17 protein-coding genes are annotated in these 17379 nt (G+C 72.2%); 10 read left to right on the top strand and 7 right to left on the bottom strand.

Going from position 1 to position 17379, the window contains the following annotated elements:
• Positions 1-40: 40 nt before the first annotated feature.
• Together Pta02_RS34980 and Pta02_RS34975 are read right to left on the bottom strand one after the other, a co-directional pair.
• Positions 41-1012, bottom strand: coding sequence for a sugar phosphate isomerase/epimerase family protein (locus Pta02_RS34980; protein WP_203879299.1), 972 nt, complete (start codon positions 1010-1012; stop codon positions 41-43).
• A 3-nt stretch (positions 1013-1015) separates the two neighbouring features.
• Positions 1016-1921, bottom strand: a complete 906-nt coding sequence (locus tag Pta02_RS34975; protein WP_203879298.1) for a phosphotriesterase family protein — start codon at positions 1919-1921, stop codon at positions 1016-1018.
• Positions 1922-2203: 282 nt separating this feature from the next.
• Between Pta02_RS34975 and Pta02_RS34970 the strand changes: the two genes are divergently transcribed.
• Together Pta02_RS34970 and Pta02_RS34965 are read left to right on the top strand one after the other, a co-directional pair.
• The gene (locus Pta02_RS34970) at positions 2204-5149 is read left to right on the top strand and encodes a cellulose binding domain-containing protein (protein ID WP_203879297.1); all 2946 of its coding nucleotides are present in this window, start codon (positions 2204-2206) and stop codon (positions 5147-5149) included.
• Positions 5150-5394: 245 nt separating this feature from the next.
• Positions 5395-5964 carry a TIGR02611 family protein gene (locus tag Pta02_RS34965; protein ID WP_239131474.1) on the top strand — a complete coding sequence of 190 codons (570 nt, stop codon included), beginning with the start codon at positions 5395-5397 and terminating at the stop codon, positions 5962-5964.
• 44 nt (positions 5965-6008) lie between these two features.
• On the opposite strand, the gene Pta02_RS34960 is transcribed toward Pta02_RS34965, so the two are convergent.
• Both Pta02_RS34960 and Pta02_RS34955 read right to left on the bottom strand, forming a co-directional pair.
• A complete protein-coding gene (locus Pta02_RS34960; RefSeq protein WP_203879296.1) occupies positions 6009-6554 on the bottom strand; it encodes a hypothetical protein in 546 nt (181 codons plus the stop codon).
• 7 nt (positions 6555-6561) lie between these two features.
• The gene (locus Pta02_RS34955; RefSeq protein ID WP_203879295.1) at positions 6562-6954 is read right to left on the bottom strand and encodes a hypothetical protein; all 393 of its coding nucleotides are present in this window, start codon (positions 6952-6954) and stop codon (positions 6562-6564) included.
• Positions 6955-7043: 89 nt separating this feature from the next.
• Between Pta02_RS34955 and Pta02_RS34950 the strand changes: the two genes are divergently transcribed.
• From Pta02_RS34950 to Pta02_RS34940, 3 genes are all read left to right on the top strand, one after another.
• Positions 7044-7343: a hypothetical protein gene (locus tag Pta02_RS34950; protein ID WP_203879294.1), complete on the top strand. Its 300-nt coding sequence runs from the start codon at positions 7044-7046 to the stop codon at positions 7341-7343.
• Between the two features lie 84 nt (positions 7344-7427).
• Complete coding sequence (locus Pta02_RS34945; RefSeq protein WP_203879293.1) at positions 7428-8399, top strand: hypothetical protein; 972 nt, start codon at positions 7428-7430, stop codon at positions 8397-8399.
• A gap of 64 nt (positions 8400-8463) precedes the next feature.
• Entirely contained in the window at positions 8464-8991 is a 528-nt protein-coding gene (locus Pta02_RS34940; protein ID WP_203879292.1) for a hypothetical protein, read from the top strand.
• A gap of 53 nt (positions 8992-9044) precedes the next feature.
• Here Pta02_RS34940 and Pta02_RS34935 read toward each other — a convergent pair whose 3' ends face one another.
• Positions 9045-9365 (bottom strand): GroES family chaperonin, encoded by a 321-nt coding sequence (locus Pta02_RS34935; protein WP_203879291.1) that lies wholly within the window; start codon positions 9363-9365, stop codon positions 9045-9047.
• A gap of 123 nt (positions 9366-9488) precedes the next feature.
• On the opposite strand from Pta02_RS34935, the gene Pta02_RS34930 reads away from it, so the two are divergent.
• Positions 9489-10067: a DUF1349 domain-containing protein gene (locus Pta02_RS34930; RefSeq protein WP_203879290.1), complete on the top strand. Its 579-nt coding sequence runs from the start codon at positions 9489-9491 to the stop codon at positions 10065-10067.
• Between the two features lie 192 nt (positions 10068-10259).
• The gene (locus Pta02_RS34925; protein WP_203879289.1) at positions 10260-11870 is read left to right on the top strand and encodes a DUF885 domain-containing protein; all 1611 of its coding nucleotides are present in this window, start codon (positions 10260-10262) and stop codon (positions 11868-11870) included.
• 107 nt (positions 11871-11977) lie between these two features.
• On the opposite strand, the gene Pta02_RS34920 is transcribed toward Pta02_RS34925, so the two are convergent.
• The gene (locus Pta02_RS34920; protein WP_203879288.1) at positions 11978-12580 is read right to left on the bottom strand and encodes a CGNR zinc finger domain-containing protein; all 603 of its coding nucleotides are present in this window, start codon (positions 12578-12580) and stop codon (positions 11978-11980) included.
• Positions 12581-12681: 101 nt separating this feature from the next.
• On the opposite strand from Pta02_RS34920, the gene Pta02_RS34915 reads away from it, so the two are divergent.
• On the top strand, positions 12682-13554 hold the full coding sequence (locus tag Pta02_RS34915) for an SDR family NAD(P)-dependent oxidoreductase (protein WP_203879287.1): 873 nt from the start codon (positions 12682-12684) through the stop codon (positions 13552-13554).
• A gap of 48 nt (positions 13555-13602) precedes the next feature.
• Here Pta02_RS34915 and Pta02_RS34910 read toward each other — a convergent pair whose 3' ends face one another.
• Positions 13603-13953: a rhodanese-like domain-containing protein gene (locus Pta02_RS34910; RefSeq protein WP_203879286.1), complete on the bottom strand. Its 351-nt coding sequence runs from the start codon at positions 13951-13953 to the stop codon at positions 13603-13605.
• Between the two features lie 96 nt (positions 13954-14049).
• Here Pta02_RS34910 and Pta02_RS34905 point away from each other — a divergent pair, with 96 nt between their 5' ends.
• Entirely contained in the window at positions 14050-14643 is a 594-nt protein-coding gene (locus Pta02_RS34905; RefSeq protein ID WP_203879285.1) for a TetR/AcrR family transcriptional regulator, read from the top strand.
• 148 nt (positions 14644-14791) lie between these two features.
• On the top strand, positions 14792-17314 hold the full coding sequence (locus Pta02_RS34900) for a penicillin acylase family protein (protein WP_203879284.1): 2523 nt from the start codon (positions 14792-14794) through the stop codon (positions 17312-17314).
• The last annotated feature ends 65 nt before the right edge of the window (positions 17315-17379 follow it).

Genomic DNA, 17379 nt, shown 5'->3' with positions numbered 1-17379 from the left:
CGTGGAGGCCGTGAGCGCCTGGAGTCCGGGTCCCGCGCGTTCAGATCCCGTGCGCGCGGAGCCAGGCGCGGTTGGCGCGCTGGTCGTCGAGGATGCGGCCGAGGTCGCGGCCGGTGGCCGGGGCGTCCTGCTCCACCACCAGCCAGCCCTCGTAGCCGGACAGTTCCCGCAGGACGCCTGCCAGGTCGACCTCCCCGGCGCCGAGGGCGGTGAACGCCCCGGCGGCCACGGCCGCCGACAGGTCGCCGCCCGCGCCTGTGACCCGGTCGCGGACCTCCCTGCTGGCGTCCTTCAGGTGGAGCTGCCTGATCCGCCCGCCCCACTCCCGCGCGGCGGTCACCGGATCGCCGCCCGCCAGCCAGAGGTGGCCGGTGTCCAGGCAGAGCGAGACGTCGGTGAGGTCGAGCAACCGCTCGATCTCCTCCGGGGTCTCCACGACAGTGCCCAGGTGATAGTGGAAGACGGGTTCGAGGCCGCGCTCGCGGCAGCGGTCCGCCGCCCGCTGGACGCGCTCCGCGAAGGCGGGCCACCGCTCCGCCGGCAGCCCCGGGGCGGCGCCCGAGGAGAAGCGCGGGGGATGGGCCGGGCAGGCCAGGGTGGGCCGGGGAGCGAAGCGCCCGCCGGCCCCGGCCGCCGCCGTGCTCCCCGCTGTCGCCGTTCCCGTCGCCGCCGTGCTCCCTGCCGCCGTCCCCGTCGCCGCGGCCCCCACTCCCGCCGTTCCCGTCGCCGCCGTGAACACCTCCAGCGCCGCGTCCAGCCCGGCGAGATCGGCGGTGAAGGCGGCCTCGTCGTCGTAGCGCAGGTCGACCCAACCCCCGGCCAGGCCCATCCCGGTCGCGGCCAGCCGTTTTCCGAGCTCCTCCCCGAGACCCAGATAGCCGATCGGGCCGGAGTCGACGCCGTCGTAGCCGGCCTCGGCCAGAGCGCGCAGCAGCGTGCCGGGATCGGGCAGGGCGCCCTCGGCCCGGTAGATCCCGAAGTTGACGGGGGCGTTCGCGACCCGGATCGTCATGGCTCACTCCATGCCGGTCATCCAGCGGAGAGGGTTGTCGTGGGTGATGAGGCGGATGGTCTCCTCGGGGACTCCGGCCTCGCGCAGCCGGGGCAGGAAGGTGCGGAACAGGTGGCCGTAGCCGGGGCCACCGTACCTCTCGATCTCCGCGACCCGCGAGATGCCGCTGCCGAGCAGCAGCCGGTGGGCGTGGCCGGCGGCGATGAGGTCCAGCGCGTCCCGCAGCCGGTCGGCGCCCACGGAGGTGAGACGGACGTAGCCGCCCGCCTCGGCGATCTTGTGGGGGACCGCGGGGTCGGTCCCGGCGTCGCCGACGCTGACGCGGTGGGCGGGCAGGCCCTCGGCGAGCAGGAGCTCCAGCAGGGCCAGTCCGCCCCGGCGGTGGACGGCGACGGGCAGTCCCGAGGTGAGGGACGCGCGGGCCGCGGCGGCCGCGCAGCGCTCCTCCACCGGCGTCGGCTCCCCGCTCCAGGCGCCGATCTGCCCGATCAGGCCCGGCCTGGCGCTGGTGCCGTCCAGGCCCTGGCCGATCTCGCCCATCAGGTGGCGGGTGAGCTCCTCGACGTCGGCCTCGGCCGTCCAGGAGGGCAGGAACGGGCCGGCGAAGAAGCCCGTCGCGGCGACCACGGCCACCCGGCTCGCGGAGGTGATCCTGGCCAGGGCCGAGACGTCGCGGCCCGCGCCGATGCAGCCGGCGTCGACGACCAGGCCGAGGCCGTCGGAGCGGCGCAGCCCGTGCAGCTCCGCGATGACCGGCTGCTCCTCGTCCAGCCAGCGGTGCGGGTCGGAGTCGATGCCGACGCCCCACCGCATGTCGATGCGAAGGTGCTCGCCGGGGAGGACGGCTCCGGTGATCTCGGCGGGGGAGAGGGAGCCGGTGAGGGTGCGGATGACAGGAAGCTCGGGCATAAACGGACATTAACTGATTTTTTGGGTAAAAATCCCTGGCTCTCCAGGGTTTTACCTTTCACCCGGAGCTGCCCCTCTTTCGCGCGCCGGATGAAAGTTACATGGCCTGGCTCGCCCTTGCTCGGCCTTTGTTAGTTTATTGATCAAACTATTGACGCTACGGACGGCGGCGTGTGAATCTCTGGGCGCTCATGCACGTGCATCACGGGCGGTCGAGGTCAAGTCTCCGCTCCCCGGTCGTGCATGGCGGTTTGTCTGTTGCTTTGCGAAGGGAAGCCGTACATGCGTAGAAGGCTGTTCAGCCTGCTCGCCGCCGGAGCGGTGGCGTGCGCCGCGGCGGGCACGGGCCTCACGGCCCAGGCCGCGGCGGCGGCCGGGAACACCGCCGGATCCGGCACCGCGTCCGCGGCCGTCGAGACGAACGAGTGGAAGAACGTCCGGATCGACGGCGGCGGGTTCGTGCCCGGGATCATCTTCAACCAGACCGAGAAGAACCTCATCTATGCCCGTACCGACATCGGCGGCGCCTACCGGTGGGACCAGGCGGGTAAGAGCTGGATCCCGCTGCTGGACTGGGTGGGCTGGGACAAGTGGGGTTACAACGGCGTGGTCAGCCTGGCCACCGACCCCGTGGAGACCGACCGGGTCTACGTGGCCGCCGGGATGTACACCAACGACTGGGACCCCAACAAGGGCGCGATCCTGCGCTCGGCCGACCGGGGGAAGACCTGGCAGGCCACCGAGCTGCCGTTCAAGCTCGGCGGCAACATGCCCGGCCGGGGGATGGGCGAGCGCCTGGCCGTCGACCCCAACGACAACAAGGTCCTCTATCTCGGCGCTCCCGACGGCAACGGCCTGTGGCGCAGCACCGACAAGGGTGTGACCTGGGCCAAGGTCGCCAGCTTCCCCAATCCGGGCAACTACGCCCAGGACCCGAACGACCCCAACGGCTACCTCAGCCACCGGCCCGGCGTGGTCTGGGTGACCTTCGACCCGGCCTCGGCGAGCGCGGGGCAGACGACCAAGAAGATCTACGTCGGTGTGGCCGACAAGGAGAACACGGTCTACAGCTCCGCCGACGGCGGCGCCACCTGGACGCGGGTCCCCGGCCAGCCGACCGGGTACATCGCCCACAAGGGCGTGCTGGACCACAAGAGCGGGACCCTCTACATCGCCACCAGCGACACCGGCGGGCCGTACGACGGCGGCAAGGGCGACGTGTGGAAGCTGAACACCGCCACCGGGGCGTGGACGCGGATCAGCCCGGTCCCGTCCAGCTCGGCCGACGACTACTTCGGCTACAGCGGCCTGACGATCGACCGGCAGAACCCGAACACGATCATGGTGGCCACCCAGATCTCCTGGTGGCCGGACGCGATCTTCTTCCGCTCCACCGACGCCGGCGCCACCTGGACGCGGATCTGGGACTGGGGCTCCTACCCCGACCGGACCAAGCGCTACACGATGGACATCTCCTCCGCGCCGTGGCTGACCTTCGGGGCGAACCCGCAACTGCCGGAGGAGTCGCCCAAGCTCGGCTGGATGAACGAGTCCCTGGAGATCGACCCGTTCGACTCCGACCGCATGATGTACGGCACCGGCGCGACGATCTACGGGACCGAGGAACTGAAGAAGTGGGACACCGGCGGGACCTTCACCATCAAGCCGATGGTCAAGGGCCTGGAGGAGACCGCCGTCCTCGACCTGATCAGCCCGCCGAGCGGCGCGCCGCTGGTCAGCGCCCTGGGTGACATCGGCGGCTTCCGTCACACCGACCTGACCAAGGTCCCGCCGATGATGTTCACCTCCCCGGTCTTCACCTCCTCCACCAGCCTCGACTACGCCGAGACCAACCCCTCGGTGATGGTCCGCGCGGGCAACTTCACCGACGCCGACCGGCCGAACGACAGCCACGTCGCCTTCTCCACCGACGGCGGCGCGAACTGGTTCCAGGGCGGCGAGCCCGGCGGGATCAACGAGGGCGGCACCGTCGCGGCGGCGGCCGACGGCTCCCGGTTCGTCTGGGCGCCCAAGGGCGTGGCCGTGCACCACTCGGTCGGCTTCGGCAACAGCTGGACCGCCTCCACCGGCATCCCGACCGGCGCCGTGGTGGAGTCCGACCGGGTGAACGCCAGGAAGTTCTACGGCTTCAGCGCCGGGAGGTTCTACGCCAGCACCGACGGCGGCGCCACCTTCACCGCCACCGCGGCCACCGGCCTGCCCGCCGAGGGCAACGTCAAGTTCAAGGCCGTACCCGGCCACGAGGGCCACATCTGGCTCGCGGGCGAGACCGGCCTGTTCCGCTCCACCGACGGCGGCGCGTCCTTCACCAAGCTCTCCGGGATCACCGCCGCGGTGAACGTCGGCTTCGGCAAGGCCGCGCCGGGCAAGAGCTACCACGCGCTGTACGCGGTCGCCACGGTCGGCGGCGTCACCGGCGTCCACCGCTCCGACGACACCGGCGCGACCTGGGTCCGGGTCAACGACGACCAGCACCAGTACGGCAACATGGGCGAGGCCCTGACCGGCGACCCGCGCGTCTACGGCCGCGTCTATCTCGGCACCAACGGCCGGGGCATCGTCTACGCCGACACCGGCGGCGGCACCCCGCCGCCCCCGGACGACACCACCCCGCCGTCCAAGCCGGGCAGGCCCGCCGCCTCGGCGATCACCTCGACCGGCGCCACGCTGACCTGGACGGCCTCGACCGACAACGAGAGCGTGGCGGGCTACGACGTCTACCGCGAGGCGGGCGCCACCGACGTGAAGGCCGGTTCCCCCACCGCCGCCTCGTTCGCCCTGACCGGGCTGTCTGCGGCGACCTCCTACACCTACTACGTCGTGGCGCGCGACACGGCCGGCAACACCTCGGCCGCCTCCGACCCGGTGACCTTCACCACGGCCCCCGGCTCCGGCGGGGGCGAGGGGTGCGCCGCGACCTACAAGATCGCCAATTCCTGGCCGGGCGGCTTCCAGGGCGAGGTGACGGTGAAGAACACCGGCACCGCGGCCGTCAACGGCTGGACCGTGAAGTGGTCGTTCCCCGACGGCCAGAAGATCACCCAGCTGTGGAGCGGCGTCCACACCCAGACCGGCGCGGACGTCACCGTCAAGAACGCGAGCTGGAACGGCTCGCTGAACGCGGGCGCGTCCACGACGTTCGGCTTCGGCGCGAGCTGGACGAGTGCCAACGGCGTCCCCGCCGCCGTCACCTGCACCACCGGCTGAGTCCCGCGCCTCACCCGGGTTCCGCGCCTCACCCGGGTTCCGCGCTTCACCCGGGGCCCGGCCGTACGGCGTCCGCCGTACGGCCGGGCCCTCGTGCTGGAACCCGCGCTGGAACCCGCGCTGAAAGGAGGATCTCCGGGAAGCCGGCCCATCCGGGAGGGTGAAGCGGTGTTCGTCCCGCGGGATGAGCGGGCTTGACCGAGGCCGTCCTATCCTGGAACGAAACCGACTGCCCGGGAGCGTTCGTGGCGATCTCAGACGGGGTGCCAGGCACCCAGGACGGCGGCCCGTCGCCGACCGGCGACGACGGGCGTCCCGGCGCGGGCGTCGACGAGGGGCGGCCCGGCGCGACCGGGGACGCCGGGACGCCGCAGGCCACCGGCGACGCCGAGGCGCTGAAGACCGAGGCGGCCGGGCGCTCGCCCATCCGCTCCGGCCTGCACGGCCGGCTGGACGCCATCAGGGCCACCCGCACCGGCCGCCTCACCCTGAAGATCGTCATCGGCGCCATCGGCGGCGTGCTGGTCGTCGCGGGCCTGATCATGGTGCCCTTCCCCGGCCCCGGCTGGGCGGTGGTCTTCGCCGGCCTGGCGGTCCTCGCCCTGGAGTTCCACTGGGCCCACCGGCTGCTGGAGTTCGGCAAGAAGACCCTGTCGGCCTGGATCGCCTGGCTCGGCCGCCAGAACCTGTTCGTCAAGGCCGGCGTCATCCTCGTGGCCGCCGCCACCGCCACCGCGATCGTCTACTTCGGCGTCAAGCTCAGCTTCGGCCTGGACCTCATCGTCGAGACCCAGAAGCTCCTGCACCTGTCGTAACCCCTCTACCGAACCCCTCTACCGAACCCCTCTACCAAACCCCTCTACCGGCTGAGCCTCGCCTCGGTGGTCCCGCACACCGGGCACGCTGCGGCACCGGTGTCGGCGCACAGGGGCGTGCCGCAGACGGGGCACTCGCCCCGATAGGCCAGCGTTCCGGGTCTCCTGCGGGCGGCCAGGCGCGGCAGGGACGGGGCCACCGCGCGATGGCGCCAGCCGGGAGCTTTGCGCTTCGGGGCGGGACCGGTCACGGCGAGGAAGATCCGGGTCTCCTGCCCGGGGGAATAGTCGTACGGCCGGCGTTCCGCCAGCGCCTCGCACAGCACGTCCCGGAGCCGGTCGTCGGGCAGGGCCAGCAGTCGCGGCAGGAGCCGGGCGGCGAGGGCCCGGGACACCGCGGCGCGGAGCTCGTGAGACGGGAGATCGAGCAGCGCCGTCACGTCCGCACCGTCCGGTGTCTCGTCGGCTGTCTTGTCCGGTGCCTCGTCCGGTGTGCCGTCCGGTGTCTCGCCGGCCCCGTTGACCCCGGCTCTGTCGGCCTCGTCCGGTCCACCGGCCTTGCCGGGTTCTGGCACGGTTCCTCCGCTCATACAGGACTCATGTCAGGTAGGCGGGGCCGTCGCAGACCGGGCACCGTACGTTCTTGTGACTGGAGGTGAGCCGGACTCTGCACCGCCCGCAGGCGCCGGACTGGACGAACCCCCAGCCGGTGCCGGTGGGGTCGTCGTAGTGGTCGCGGTCGGGATGGGCCACCGCGGTGTACTCGACCTCGCCGGTCCACGTCCCGGTGCGGGCGTCGCGGCTGCGGGAGGAGACGGCCAGGAAGCACCGGTCGCCGACGGCCAGGAAGCACCGGTCGCCGACGGCCCCGTCCTCGCCGTCGCGGGGGCGCCGCCGCTCGAAGACCTCCCGCACCAGGTCCGCCAGCCACTCCTCGGGGAGCATGCGCAGCTCCTCGACCAGCGTGTACGGGTCGGCCGCGTCGTCCATGGAGCCATGATCGCACCGCCGCCGCAGCCGTTACACGGTGGTGACCCGATCCGTTATGTCGTGTAACGCACGGTAGTAACGCTGAGGGAATGAGTGAGACGGAACGCAGACGGCCCGCGTCGGGGTGGACACTCACCAGGGAGCTGCTCAACGTCGGTGCCATCATCGTGGCGGCCGGGATCGCCCATCTCGTCATGGGCCTGATAGGACACGGGAGATACGGGCCGGTGATGCTCCTGGCGCTGGGCGGGGTGCTCGTCGCGGCGGCTCTGGGGCACCGGTTCTACGAGGAGCGCAGACACCGGCGGGAACAGGCCGTCGAATGCGCCAGGTGTGCGGAGCCCGTACCTCCCGAGCTGGTATCCGGTACGGCGCGGCGGACATCGTAGGCGCCCGTGCCCGGCCGGGCTTGTGCGGCCGACCGATTCGTTATACGTCCGGTTCGTGGAAATCTTCCGGTCTAGGCTGCGGCCGTGCCTGTGATCAGTGGAATCCGCCGGTCGCTCCGCGCGGCCGCCGTCGCCGCCACGGTCACGGCCGTGGCCGCCGCGTCCCTGCCCGCCGCGGCGGGGACCGCCCCGCGCGTCGCCGCCCCGGTGCCGATCAAGCTGCCCGGGACCGGGGTGACCGTGTACGAGGACGTCGCCGACCCGGTGCGGGTCACCTCCTACACCGTGGGCCGCGAGGCCTACCTGCGCCGGGGCGCCAGTTTCCTGCGCAGGAGCGGGGACAGCGAGGTCACGGTCGCGCCGAAGGGGGTCAGGGCCCTGGGGGTCGCGGCCTCCTACACCTCCGGATACGACTCGGTGAACCTCTTCGACGTCGCCACCGGCAAGGGGAACCGGATCCGGACCGTGCGCAAACCGCTGGTGGCCGACCTCGCCCGGTGGGCCCGCGACGGGAGCAAGGCGGTCCTGACCGTGCGGCGCAAGGCGGGCACCCGCTGGGAGACGACCGGGTTCGTGGTCGTGAACGCGACGGCGCGCTCCGCCCGCGCGGTGACCGTGCGGGACGTGGACGCCTCGGCGGTCTTCCGGTGGAGTCCCGGCGGCGCCGAGCTCATGGCGGGGCACGCGGGCGGCGTGCGCTTCTACGCGCCGGACGGCACGGTGCGCAGCACGGCCACCGGGACCGGCACGCCCGCCGGCGGCGAGGACGCCTTCTCTCCCTCCGGGCGCAGGGTGTCGACGTGGTGCCCGCCCTCCTACGCCGAGCACGTCTGCGTCTGGAACCGCACCGACGGACGGCTGGAGACCCGGGTGAACATCCGGCCGGAGAGCCTGTGGGGCTGGTGGGACGACGATCACCTCATCGCCGTCGTCGCCCACGGCGCCGCCCGCCGCGCCGTCCTGGCCGACCTGCGGGGCGGGACCGTCCGGGTGCTGGCCGACATCCCCGCCGCCGACTGGGGCAAGAAGATCTATCTGAGCTACACCCGCAAGTGAGCCCGCAGGGCGCCGGTAACCGGGATGCAAGAGATCCGCAGGCGAGTGGATCTACGCTCCGACCATGCTTGACATGGAGTACTCCAGGACCTTCCGGCCGTTCCTGTTCATCCCCGGTGCCCAGATCGTCTGGCTGTTCATCGGGCTGTTCTTCGTGATCTCGGAGCTCACCGGGAACGAGATCGAAATGAAGAGCGGGTCGGCCATGGTGATGGGGGTCATCTCCTGCGGGCTCGGAGGGATCGCCGTCGTGGCCACCATCGTGCTGGCGGCCGTCTTCCGGGCCAAGGATCGGCGTCGCCGGTTCCTGATCGAGCACGGGCTGCGGGCCCGGGGCGTCGTCACCGAGGTCTCCGCCACCTCGAGCAGGATCAACGGCAGGCGGCTGATGAGGATGCACGTCTCGGTCCCGGAGGTCCCCGGCCTGGAGTTCCGGCAGATCACCTTCAATCCGGTGCCCGCGGGGACCGAGGTGACCGTGGCCTACGACCCGGAGGACCTGTGCGGGGGCGTCGTGGCCGACGATCTGCGCGCGCTCGCCGGGAGCCGGGCGGCCAGGAGCTGCGACTGCCGGTGCGGGACGGCGCACTGAGCCCTCGGGGACTCAGGCGCCGGGCCGGGACCTCAGGGGCCCGGCTGAGGAGCTCAGAGGTACAGCCCGGTGCCGTTGTCGGTCTGCGGGGTGGCGATGGCGTGCAGGTCGCGCTCGCGCATGACGAGATAGAGCTGGCCGTGGACCTCGACCTCGTACTGGTCCTCGGGGTTGAACAGCACCTTGTCGCCGACCTTCACGGCGCGGGCGTTGCCCCCGACCCCGCAGACCTCGCCCCAGACGAGCCGGTTGGCCATCTTCACGGTCGCCGGGATCACGATGCCCGCGGTGCTGCGCCGTTCCTCGGTGTCCTGCTCGACCTTGACCATGACGCGGTCGTGGAGCATCTGGATCTCGAACTTCGGTTCAGCCACAGGTGAAGTTTATGGGACGGAGGGTGCCTTACCGGTCGACCGGCGCCCGGATCGCTGGGAAGCGCTCCCAGTCGACGGCCGCCGGCTCTGGTACAGAGAGCGCTCTCCTGAAATGATCACAGCATGGGATTCGAGGAGAACCACTGGATCGACCCGCCGGCCGAGTGGACGGCGGACGGTGAGCTGCGCTTCGTCTGCGACGGGGGCACCGACCTGTGGCGGACCACCCACTACGGCTACGTCCGCGACCGCGCCCCCATGTTCGGCCGGGAGGTGGCCGGCGACGCCCGCCTGACGGTGACCTTCGGCGGCGACTACGGCGCGCAGTACGACCAGGCGGGCGCCGTCCTCCGCGCCGACGAGGAGAACTGGATCAAGGCCGGGGCCGAGTTCGTCGACGGCGGGTTCCAGATCAGCGTGGTGGTCACCCGGGGAGCCTCCGACTGGTCGGTGGTCACCCTGCCGGAGCCCGCCGAGCTGGTCACGATCGAGCTCACCCGCTCCGGCGACGCCGTGGTCGTCCGGTACGGCCTCGACGGCGCGGAACCGGTGACGATGCTCCGCCTGGCCTACTTCCCGCCGTCGGTGCCCGCCTTCGCCGGGGCGATGGCCGCCGCCCCCGACGGCAAGGGCTTCGAGGTGCGCTTCACCCGCGTCGACATAGAGGAAGGCGACATCGCCCCGGAGGGCATGGGACTCTGACCGGATCACCCGGAGGGCATGGGGCTCTGAGCGGTCACGGGCGACCGTGCGGTGTCGCGGCTCCCGGGCGCGTACGGCTTTCGCGCCTCCGGTCCGTACGGCTCCGCGGCGCCGCCGGAGGCCGTACGGCGTCGCGTGCCGCGGGGCGGGCGGGGGAGGGCTTCCGTCGGTGGCGACGAGTAGGCTCCGGCTATGACGGATCTCTCCTCTGACCTGGTCGACGACTTCGTCGACTGGTACCTGAACGCGAATCCCATCTACGCCTCCCTCGCCGGCGCCCCCGGCTACGACCGCACTCTCGGGGACTTCACCGAGGCGGGCATCCTCGCCCGCGAGGGGGAGTCGCGGCGGTGGCTGGAGCGGCTCCAGGCGGTCAAGGGCGGGGAGTTCCAGGACGAGGTCGACCGCGAGCTGATCACCTCCACGCTGCGCGGCTCGCTCGCCTACGAGGCCTGGCCCGTGTGGCGGCGCGACCCCTCCTTCTACGTGGGCCCGGTCTTCTCCTCCTTCTTCAGCCCCTTCCTCAACCGGCTGGCCCCCGAGGAGGAGCTGGTGGAGGCCGCGGTGGCGCGGCTGGCCGAGGTGCCGGCCGTGCTGGCCGCCTGCCGGGCCAACCTCGACCCCGGCCTGGCCGCCGGTCTGCTGGTCGAGCGGGGCCTCGGCCAGGCGCGGACGGGCCGGCGCTTCCTCACCGAGACCGTTCCCGGCCTGGTCGCCGACGAGCGGCTGCGCGCCCGGCTGGCCGAGGCGGCCGAGCCCGCGGCGGCGGCCTTCGACGACCTGGTGGGGTTCCTCGACGGGTTCGAGGCCGCCGGCACCTGGCGGATGGGCGAGGAGCTCTACTCCACGCTGCTGCGCGAGCGGGAGATGCTCGGCTACGGCGCGGCCGAGCTGCGCGAGCGCGGCCTGGCCGCCTACGACGAGCTCGACGCCGAGATGCGCGAGGTCGCCCGGCGGCTGCCCGGCGGCTCCGACGACTGGCACGCGGCGATCGCCGCCCTGCAGGACGACCACGCGCCGACCCTGGAGGCCATGCGGGCCGAATACGAGGCCGAGACCGAGCGGGCCCGCGGGTTCGTCCGCGAGCGCGGCCTGGTCACCTTCGCCGAGGGCGAGGAGTGCCGGGTGGTGCCCTCGCCGGAGTTCCAGCGGCCGATCCTGTCGGTGGCCTCCTACCTGTCGCCGCCGCCGCTGTCGACCTCCCGCGTCGGGCACTTCTTCGTGCCGTTCACCCCCGACTCCTTCACCGACGAGCAGGTGCGTCAGCGGCTGCGCACCAACGCCCGCGCGCAGATGCCATCGATCGCGGTGCACGAGGCCTACCCCGGCCACCACTGGCACCTGTCGTGGGTGGCCGACAGCACGCGCCGGGCGCGCAAGCTCTTCCGCACGCCGTACTTCACCGAGGGCTGGGCCCTGTACGTCGAGAAGGTCATGCGCGAGGAGGGTTACTTCTCCACCCCCGCGCAGGAGCTCGCGCACCTGGAGTTCCGCATCTTCCGCGCGGCCCGCATCATCGTGGACACCTCGCTGCACTGCGGTGACATGAGCATCGAGGAGGCCGAGGAGTTCATGACCACCAAGTCCTCGCTCACGCCCGGCACCGCCAAGGGCGAGGTCAACCGCTACTGCGCCTGGCCCACCCAGGCCCCGTCCTACCTGACGGGCGCGTTGGAGATCGACCGCATCCGCGACGACTACACGGCCGCCGGCCGGGGCGACCTGCGCGCCTTCCACGACGTCCTGGCGGGCTCCGGCGGACTGCCGCTGGGCCTGGCCCGCCGGGTGGCGCTGGAGGGCTGAGGCCACATCGCACGCCGGGGCGCCCCCGACCGGTTCGGGGCCGCCCCGGCCGAACACGGCCTTCCCGCGACGTGCGCCGGGGCGGGTCCGCATCGCCGGCCGGTCGCCTATCCGATCGGGGCGTCCTCGGCGCCCGCGGCGCGGCGGCTGCGGTAGGAGCGCATCGCGACCTGCGCCCCGCAGCGCCGCGGACTGCAGTAGGCCGCCGAGCAGTTCCGGGTGCGGTCGTAGAAACCCATGTGGCAGGGCGGGTTCCGGCAGGCCTTCACCCGCGCCCATGTGCCCTTCCTGGCGAGGTCGGCCACGGCCGCCAGCAGGGCGCCGAACGCGCCGGCCACACCCGCCTGGGCCGGGAGGAGCCGTACGTCGTCCGCGGTGACGACGGCCGACAGCGGATACGTCGCACCGCTTCGCCGCAGGTAGGCCTCGGCCGCCTCCAATGTCGCGCCGTCGCCGTCCGGCTCGCCGGCGTGCGCGAGCAGCACCGTGACCAGGGCCTGCCTGAGTTCACGGGCGGCCGCGGCGTCCGCCTCGGTGACCAGGGTCCCCGCGTGGACCAGTCCGGTCGCGCGCAGCCACAGGCCGGTCGCCGAGGCGTCGGCCAGCCGTTCCGCGCTTCCGTCGATCGCGCGCGTGTTGACGAAGCCGAGCACGAGATCCGCCGCCCCGGGCTGGCTGAGCGGGCTGTGCCGCCCCTGATCGCTGACCACGTCCGCCATGATAGCTGGCTGCAGAGTAAACGACTTTAGCTCATAACTCAATTCAAGATTTCCTCTTGCTGGTTATGTTCTAACTCTGTACGTTCATAACCATGTCGATCAAAGCAGAGACCATCACGACCACGACCCCCGGCCGTTCCTGGTTCGTCACCGGCGCCTCCTCGGGAATCGGCCGCGAGCTGACGCTCGCCGCCCTCGGGCGGGGTGACCGCGTCGCCGCCGCGGCGCGGCGCGTCGACGGCATCGCGGATCTCGCCGCGCGCTTCCCCGGCAGGTTCCTCACCCTGGAGCTCGACGTCCGGGACGAGGGGGCGGTGCGCGATGGCGTCGATCGGGCCGTCGCCGAGTTCGGCCGCCTCGACGTGGTGGCGAACAACGCGGGATACGGGCTCTTCGGGGCGGTGGAGGAGGTGAGCGACACGCAGGCCAGAGCCGTCTTCGACACCAATGTCTTCGGCGTCCTGAACGTGTTGCGCGCCGTCCTGCCGGTGCTGCGGGCCCAGCGTTCGGGTCACGTCCTCCAGGGATCGTCGGTCTACGGGCAGACGGCCCATCCGGGGGTGGGGCTGCTGTCGGCGACCAAGTACGCGGTGGAGGGCCTGTCGGACGCCCTGGTCGCCGAGCTGGCGCCGCTCGGCGTCAAGGTGACGCTGATCGAACCGGGCTACACGGCCACCTCGTTCCTGTCGAACCTCGCCTTCGCCGAACCGGTGGCCGACTACGACGCGACGGTGCGGGCCGTACAGAGCTCTCTGGGTGATCTGCCGCCGGAGGCGTTCATCGATCCGGCCGCGGTGGCCCGGGCCGTGCTGGACGTCGTGGACGCCGACCGTCCTCCCCTCCGCCTGACGCTGGGCGGTCAGGCGGAGGGCGACGTGCGGGCCTCTCTCGCCGCACGGCTGCGCGACCTCGATGAGTGGGGGACGGTGACCCGCGGGGTCGACCGCGCGCCGGTCCCTTCCTGATCTCCGGTCCCCGGGCGGGCCCGCCGGGCGGCGCGGGAAGGCCGGGGCTCAGCGGCCGGAGGTGAGGGCCTGCTCGCCGGTCTCGACGGGCAGGCCCGCCTCGACCCAGTCCTGGATGCCCTCGCGGTACTTGCGCACGCGGGTGTAGCCGAGGGTGGCCAGACGCCGGGCCACCGCTTCGCTGTTGCCGCAGGCGGCGTTGGAGCAGTAGGTCACGATCGCGACGTCCTTGTCCGGGAGCAGTCCGGCCGCGCGGCTCTCGACCTCGCTCTCGACCAGGGGGATCGCGCCGGGCAGGTGCTGCTGGGCGTAGTAGCCGCCGCCGAGGGCGTCCACGACGACGACGGTGCCCGCCTCGATCGCGGCCTTCAGCTCGTCGCGGCCGATCAGTGCGGTCATGCTGGCCTCCTGAAGCTAACTGGACTATAGTCCGTTTCTGTGAGTGATTCGGAAATTATCGGACCGCGGTCCGGTTCGTCAAGTGAGCCGCTGCGGATGCTGATGGACGAGCCGCCCAGGGAGCGGGCCGACGCCGCGCGCAACCGGCTGAAGGTGCTGGCCGCGGCGGCGAAGCTGTTCCGCGACAAGGGTGTGGACGGCGTCTCGATGGACGCCGTCGCCGCGGCGGCGGGGGTGGGCAAGGGCACGCTGTTCCGCCGCTTCGGTGACAAGTCGGGCCTGGCCGTCGCCCTTCTCGACGAGCGCGAGCGCGAGCTGCAGGCGGGGATCCTGTCCGGGCCGCCCCCGCTCGGCCCGGGAGCGCCGGCCGCCGAGCGGCTGGCGGCGTTCACCGACGCCTATCTCGACTACGTGCTGGGCCACCTCGACCTGGTCAGGATGTCGGAGACCGCCAGTCCGGGGGCCCGCTACCGGATCGGCGCCTACCGGTTCTGGCGTCGGCATGTGGCGATCCTGCTCGCCGAGCTGCGCCCGGGATGCGACGCCGACCCGCTCGCGCACGCCGTGCTCGCCTCGCTGGCGGCCGAGCAGGTGACGGCGCTGGTCGCCGAGTACGGTGAGGAGCGGGCGCGGAAGGCGATCCATGCCCTGGTGCCGGGCTGGGCGGATCCTGCGGGAAGCCGGGGCTGAGCGGATCCTGCGGGAGGCGGGAGCTGGGCGGGCCCGGCGGGAGGCGGGTATGCGGTCGAGTCCGAAAAGCTACCAGTAGGTAACCCAAGTCACAGGGTCTTCATCCCATACTTACTCTTGCGTAACTTTGCGATGAAAGGTCATCTCTGTGCGGATTGCTCCATTTGCCCGCCTATCGCGGCCGGTCCGGTGGCTCGCCCGGATCCTGTCCGTCCTGCTCATCCTGGCGATCGTCCTCGCCGGGACCGTGACCTGGACGGTCCGGCGGTCCTTCCCCCAGCTGTCGGGCGAGGTGAGACTGCCCGGGCTGGCCGCCGCCGTCACCGTCCACCGCGACGCGCAGGGCATCCCGCACATCTACGCCGACACCGCGGCCGACCTGCTCAGGGCCCAGGGCTACGTGCACGCCCAGGACCGCTTCTGGGAGATGGACTTCCGCCGCAAGACCACCGCGGGCCGCCTGTCGGAGGTCTTCGGCGCCTCGACCCTCGACGTCGACAAGGTCGTGCGCACCCTCGGCTGGCGGCGCACCGCCGAGGCCGAGATCCCGCTGCTCAAGCAGGAGACCCGGCAGGCCCTGGAGGACTACGCGGCCGGGGTCAACGCCTGGATGGCCCAGCACGACGGGTTCGCCGAGAAGAGTCTCGAGTACGGCGTGCTCAAGCTGACCAACTCCGCCTACGAGCCCGAGCCGTGGACCCCGGCCGACTCCCTGGCCTGGCTCAAGGCCATGGCCTGGGACCTGCGCTCCAACATGGAGTCCGAGATCGACCGGTCGCTGGTGGCCGCGAAGCTCCCCGCCGAGCGGGCCGGGCAGCTCTACCCGGGCTACCCCTTCGACCGGCACCAGCCGATCGTGACCGGGAGCGGCGACGGGCCCGCCGAGGAGCCCAAGGGCGGCGGCCCGGTCGGCGCGGCGGACGCGCTGAGCCGGGCCGCCGCGCTGGTGGACGCCGCTCCCGCCCTGCTGGGGACCGCGGGCGGCGACCTCGCCGGGATCGGCTCCAACTCCTGGGTGGTGGGCGGCGCGCACACCGGCACCGGCAAGCCGCTGCTGGCCAACGACCCGCACCTGGGGCCCCGGATCCCGTCGATCTGGTACCAGGCCGGGCTGCACTGCCGTACCAAGGGCGCGGCCTGCCCCTACGACGTGACCGGCTACACCTTCGCGGGCCTGCCCGGCGTGGTGATCGGCCACAATGACAAGATCGCCTGGGGCTTCACCAACCTCGGCCCCGACGTCAGCGACCTGTACCTGGAGCGCGTCAAGGACGACACCGTCGAGGTCGAGGGCGAGTGGCAGCCGATGCAGGTGCGCACCGAGCAGATCAAGGTGGCCGGGAGTGAGCCGGTCGAGCTGAAGGTCCGCAGCACCGGGCACGGGCCGATCATCTCCGGCGTGTTCGGCGACGCCCGCGACTCCGTGCCCGGGGCCGCCGCGCGTCTGGGCGAGAAGACCGAGGGGCTGGAGGTGGCCCTGCGCTGGACCGCGCTCGACCCCGGCCGCACCGCCGACGCCATCCTGCTGATGAACCGCGCCGAGAACTTCGAGCAGTTCCGCGAGGGCGCGGCCTCCTTCGAGGCCCCGTCGCAGAACCTCGTCTACGCCGACGTCGAGGGCAACATCGCCTACCAGGCCCCCGGCAGGATCCCGGTCCGCTCCGAGGGCGACGGCACCATGCCCGTGGCCGGCTGGGACGGCAAGCACGAGTGGACCGGGTTCGTCCCGTTCGAGAAGCTGCCGCACGTCTACAACCCGCCCGAGGGCTACATCGTCACCGCCAACAACGCGGTCATGCGCCCCAGCGAGGAGCTGTTCCTGACCTCCGACTGGTCCCACGGCTACCGCTCCCAGCGGATCGTGGAGCGGATCAAGCAGGCGATCGCCGGGGGCAAGCTGAGCGTGCGGGCCATGGGTGAGATCCAGATGGACGACCACAACGGCCTGGCCCCGATCCTGGTGCCGCACCTGCTGCGGGTCGGCGTCCCCAACGACACGCTCAAGGGCTGGGACTTCGGCCAGGGCCGGGAGTCGGCCGGGGCCGCCTACTTCAACGCCGTCTGGCTGAACCTGCTGGAGCGGGTCTTCGAGGACGAGCTGTCCGGCGCCGTCGCCCCCGGCGGCAACGACCGCTGGTACGAGGTGGTCCGCCTGCTGCTGGACAAGCCGGAGGACCCGTTCTGGGACGACGTCCGTACGGCGGGCACGGCCGAGCGCCGCGACGACATGCTCAAGGCCGCGATGGCCGACGCCGACGCGGAACTGCGCGAGCGGCAGGGCGAGGACCCGGCGCAGTGGGCCTGGGGCGACCTGCACACCCTGGACCTCACCCACGAGACCTTCGGCACCAGCGGGATCGCCCCGATCGAGTGGCTGTTCAACCGGGGGCCGCTGCGCACCGCCGGCGGCAAGGACACCGTCAACGCCACCGGCTGGGACGCCACCCAGGGCTACCAGGTCAACTGGGTGCCGTCGATGCGCATGGTCGTGGACCTGTCCGACCTGGACCGTTCGGAGTGGATCAACCTGACCGGCGCCTCCGGCCACGCCTTCCACGCCAACTACGACGACCAGGCCGAGCCGTGGGCGGACGGGCGCTTCACCCCGATGCGCTCCACCGAGCAGGCCGTACGGCGGGCCGCCGAGAACACCCTCACCCTCACCCCGTGAGCCCCTCTCCCGGGCGGGGGCGCGGGTCCCGATCCGCCGCCCGCCCGGGGGAGCAGCGGTATCGC

The organism is Paraplanobispora takensis (genome assembly GCF_016863195.1).
Classification (GTDB): Bacteria; Actinomycetota; Actinomycetes; order Streptosporangiales; family Streptosporangiaceae; genus Planobispora; species Planobispora takensis.
This window is presented reverse-complemented; position numbering and strand designations above follow the sequence as displayed.

Coding starts and splice junctions, on each gene's coding strand:
- Pta02_RS34980 (WP_203879299.1), bottom strand. CDS start 1,012: ATGACGATCCGGGTCGCGAACGCCCCCGTCAACTTCGGGATCTACCGG.
- Pta02_RS34975 (WP_203879298.1), bottom strand. CDS start 1,921: ATGCCCGAGCTTCCTGTCATCCGCACCCTCACCGGCTCCCTCTCCCCC.
- Pta02_RS34970 (WP_203879297.1), top strand. CDS start 2,204: ATGCGTAGAAGGCTGTTCAGCCTGCTCGCCGCCGGAGCGGTGGCGTGC.
- Pta02_RS34960 (WP_203879296.1), bottom strand. CDS start 6,554: ATGAGCGGAGGAACCGTGCCAGAACCCGGCAAGGCCGGTGGACCGGAC.
- Pta02_RS34955 (WP_203879295.1), bottom strand. CDS start 6,954: ATGGACGACGCGGCCGACCCGTACACGCTGGTCGAGGAGCTGCGCATG.
- Pta02_RS34950 (WP_203879294.1), top strand. CDS start 7,044: ATGAGTGAGACGGAACGCAGACGGCCCGCGTCGGGGTGGACACTCACC.
- Pta02_RS34940 (WP_203879292.1), top strand. CDS start 8,464: ATGCTTGACATGGAGTACTCCAGGACCTTCCGGCCGTTCCTGTTCATC.
- Pta02_RS34930 (WP_203879290.1), top strand. CDS start 9,489: ATGGGATTCGAGGAGAACCACTGGATCGACCCGCCGGCCGAGTGGACG.
- Pta02_RS34925 (WP_203879289.1), top strand. CDS start 10,260: ATGACGGATCTCTCCTCTGACCTGGTCGACGACTTCGTCGACTGGTAC.
- Pta02_RS34915 (WP_203879287.1), top strand. CDS start 12,682: ATGTCGATCAAAGCAGAGACCATCACGACCACGACCCCCGGCCGTTCC.
- Pta02_RS34910 (WP_203879286.1), bottom strand. CDS start 13,953: ATGACCGCACTGATCGGCCGCGACGAGCTGAAGGCCGCGATCGAGGCG.
- Pta02_RS34905 (WP_203879285.1), top strand. CDS start 14,050: ATGCTGATGGACGAGCCGCCCAGGGAGCGGGCCGACGCCGCGCGCAAC.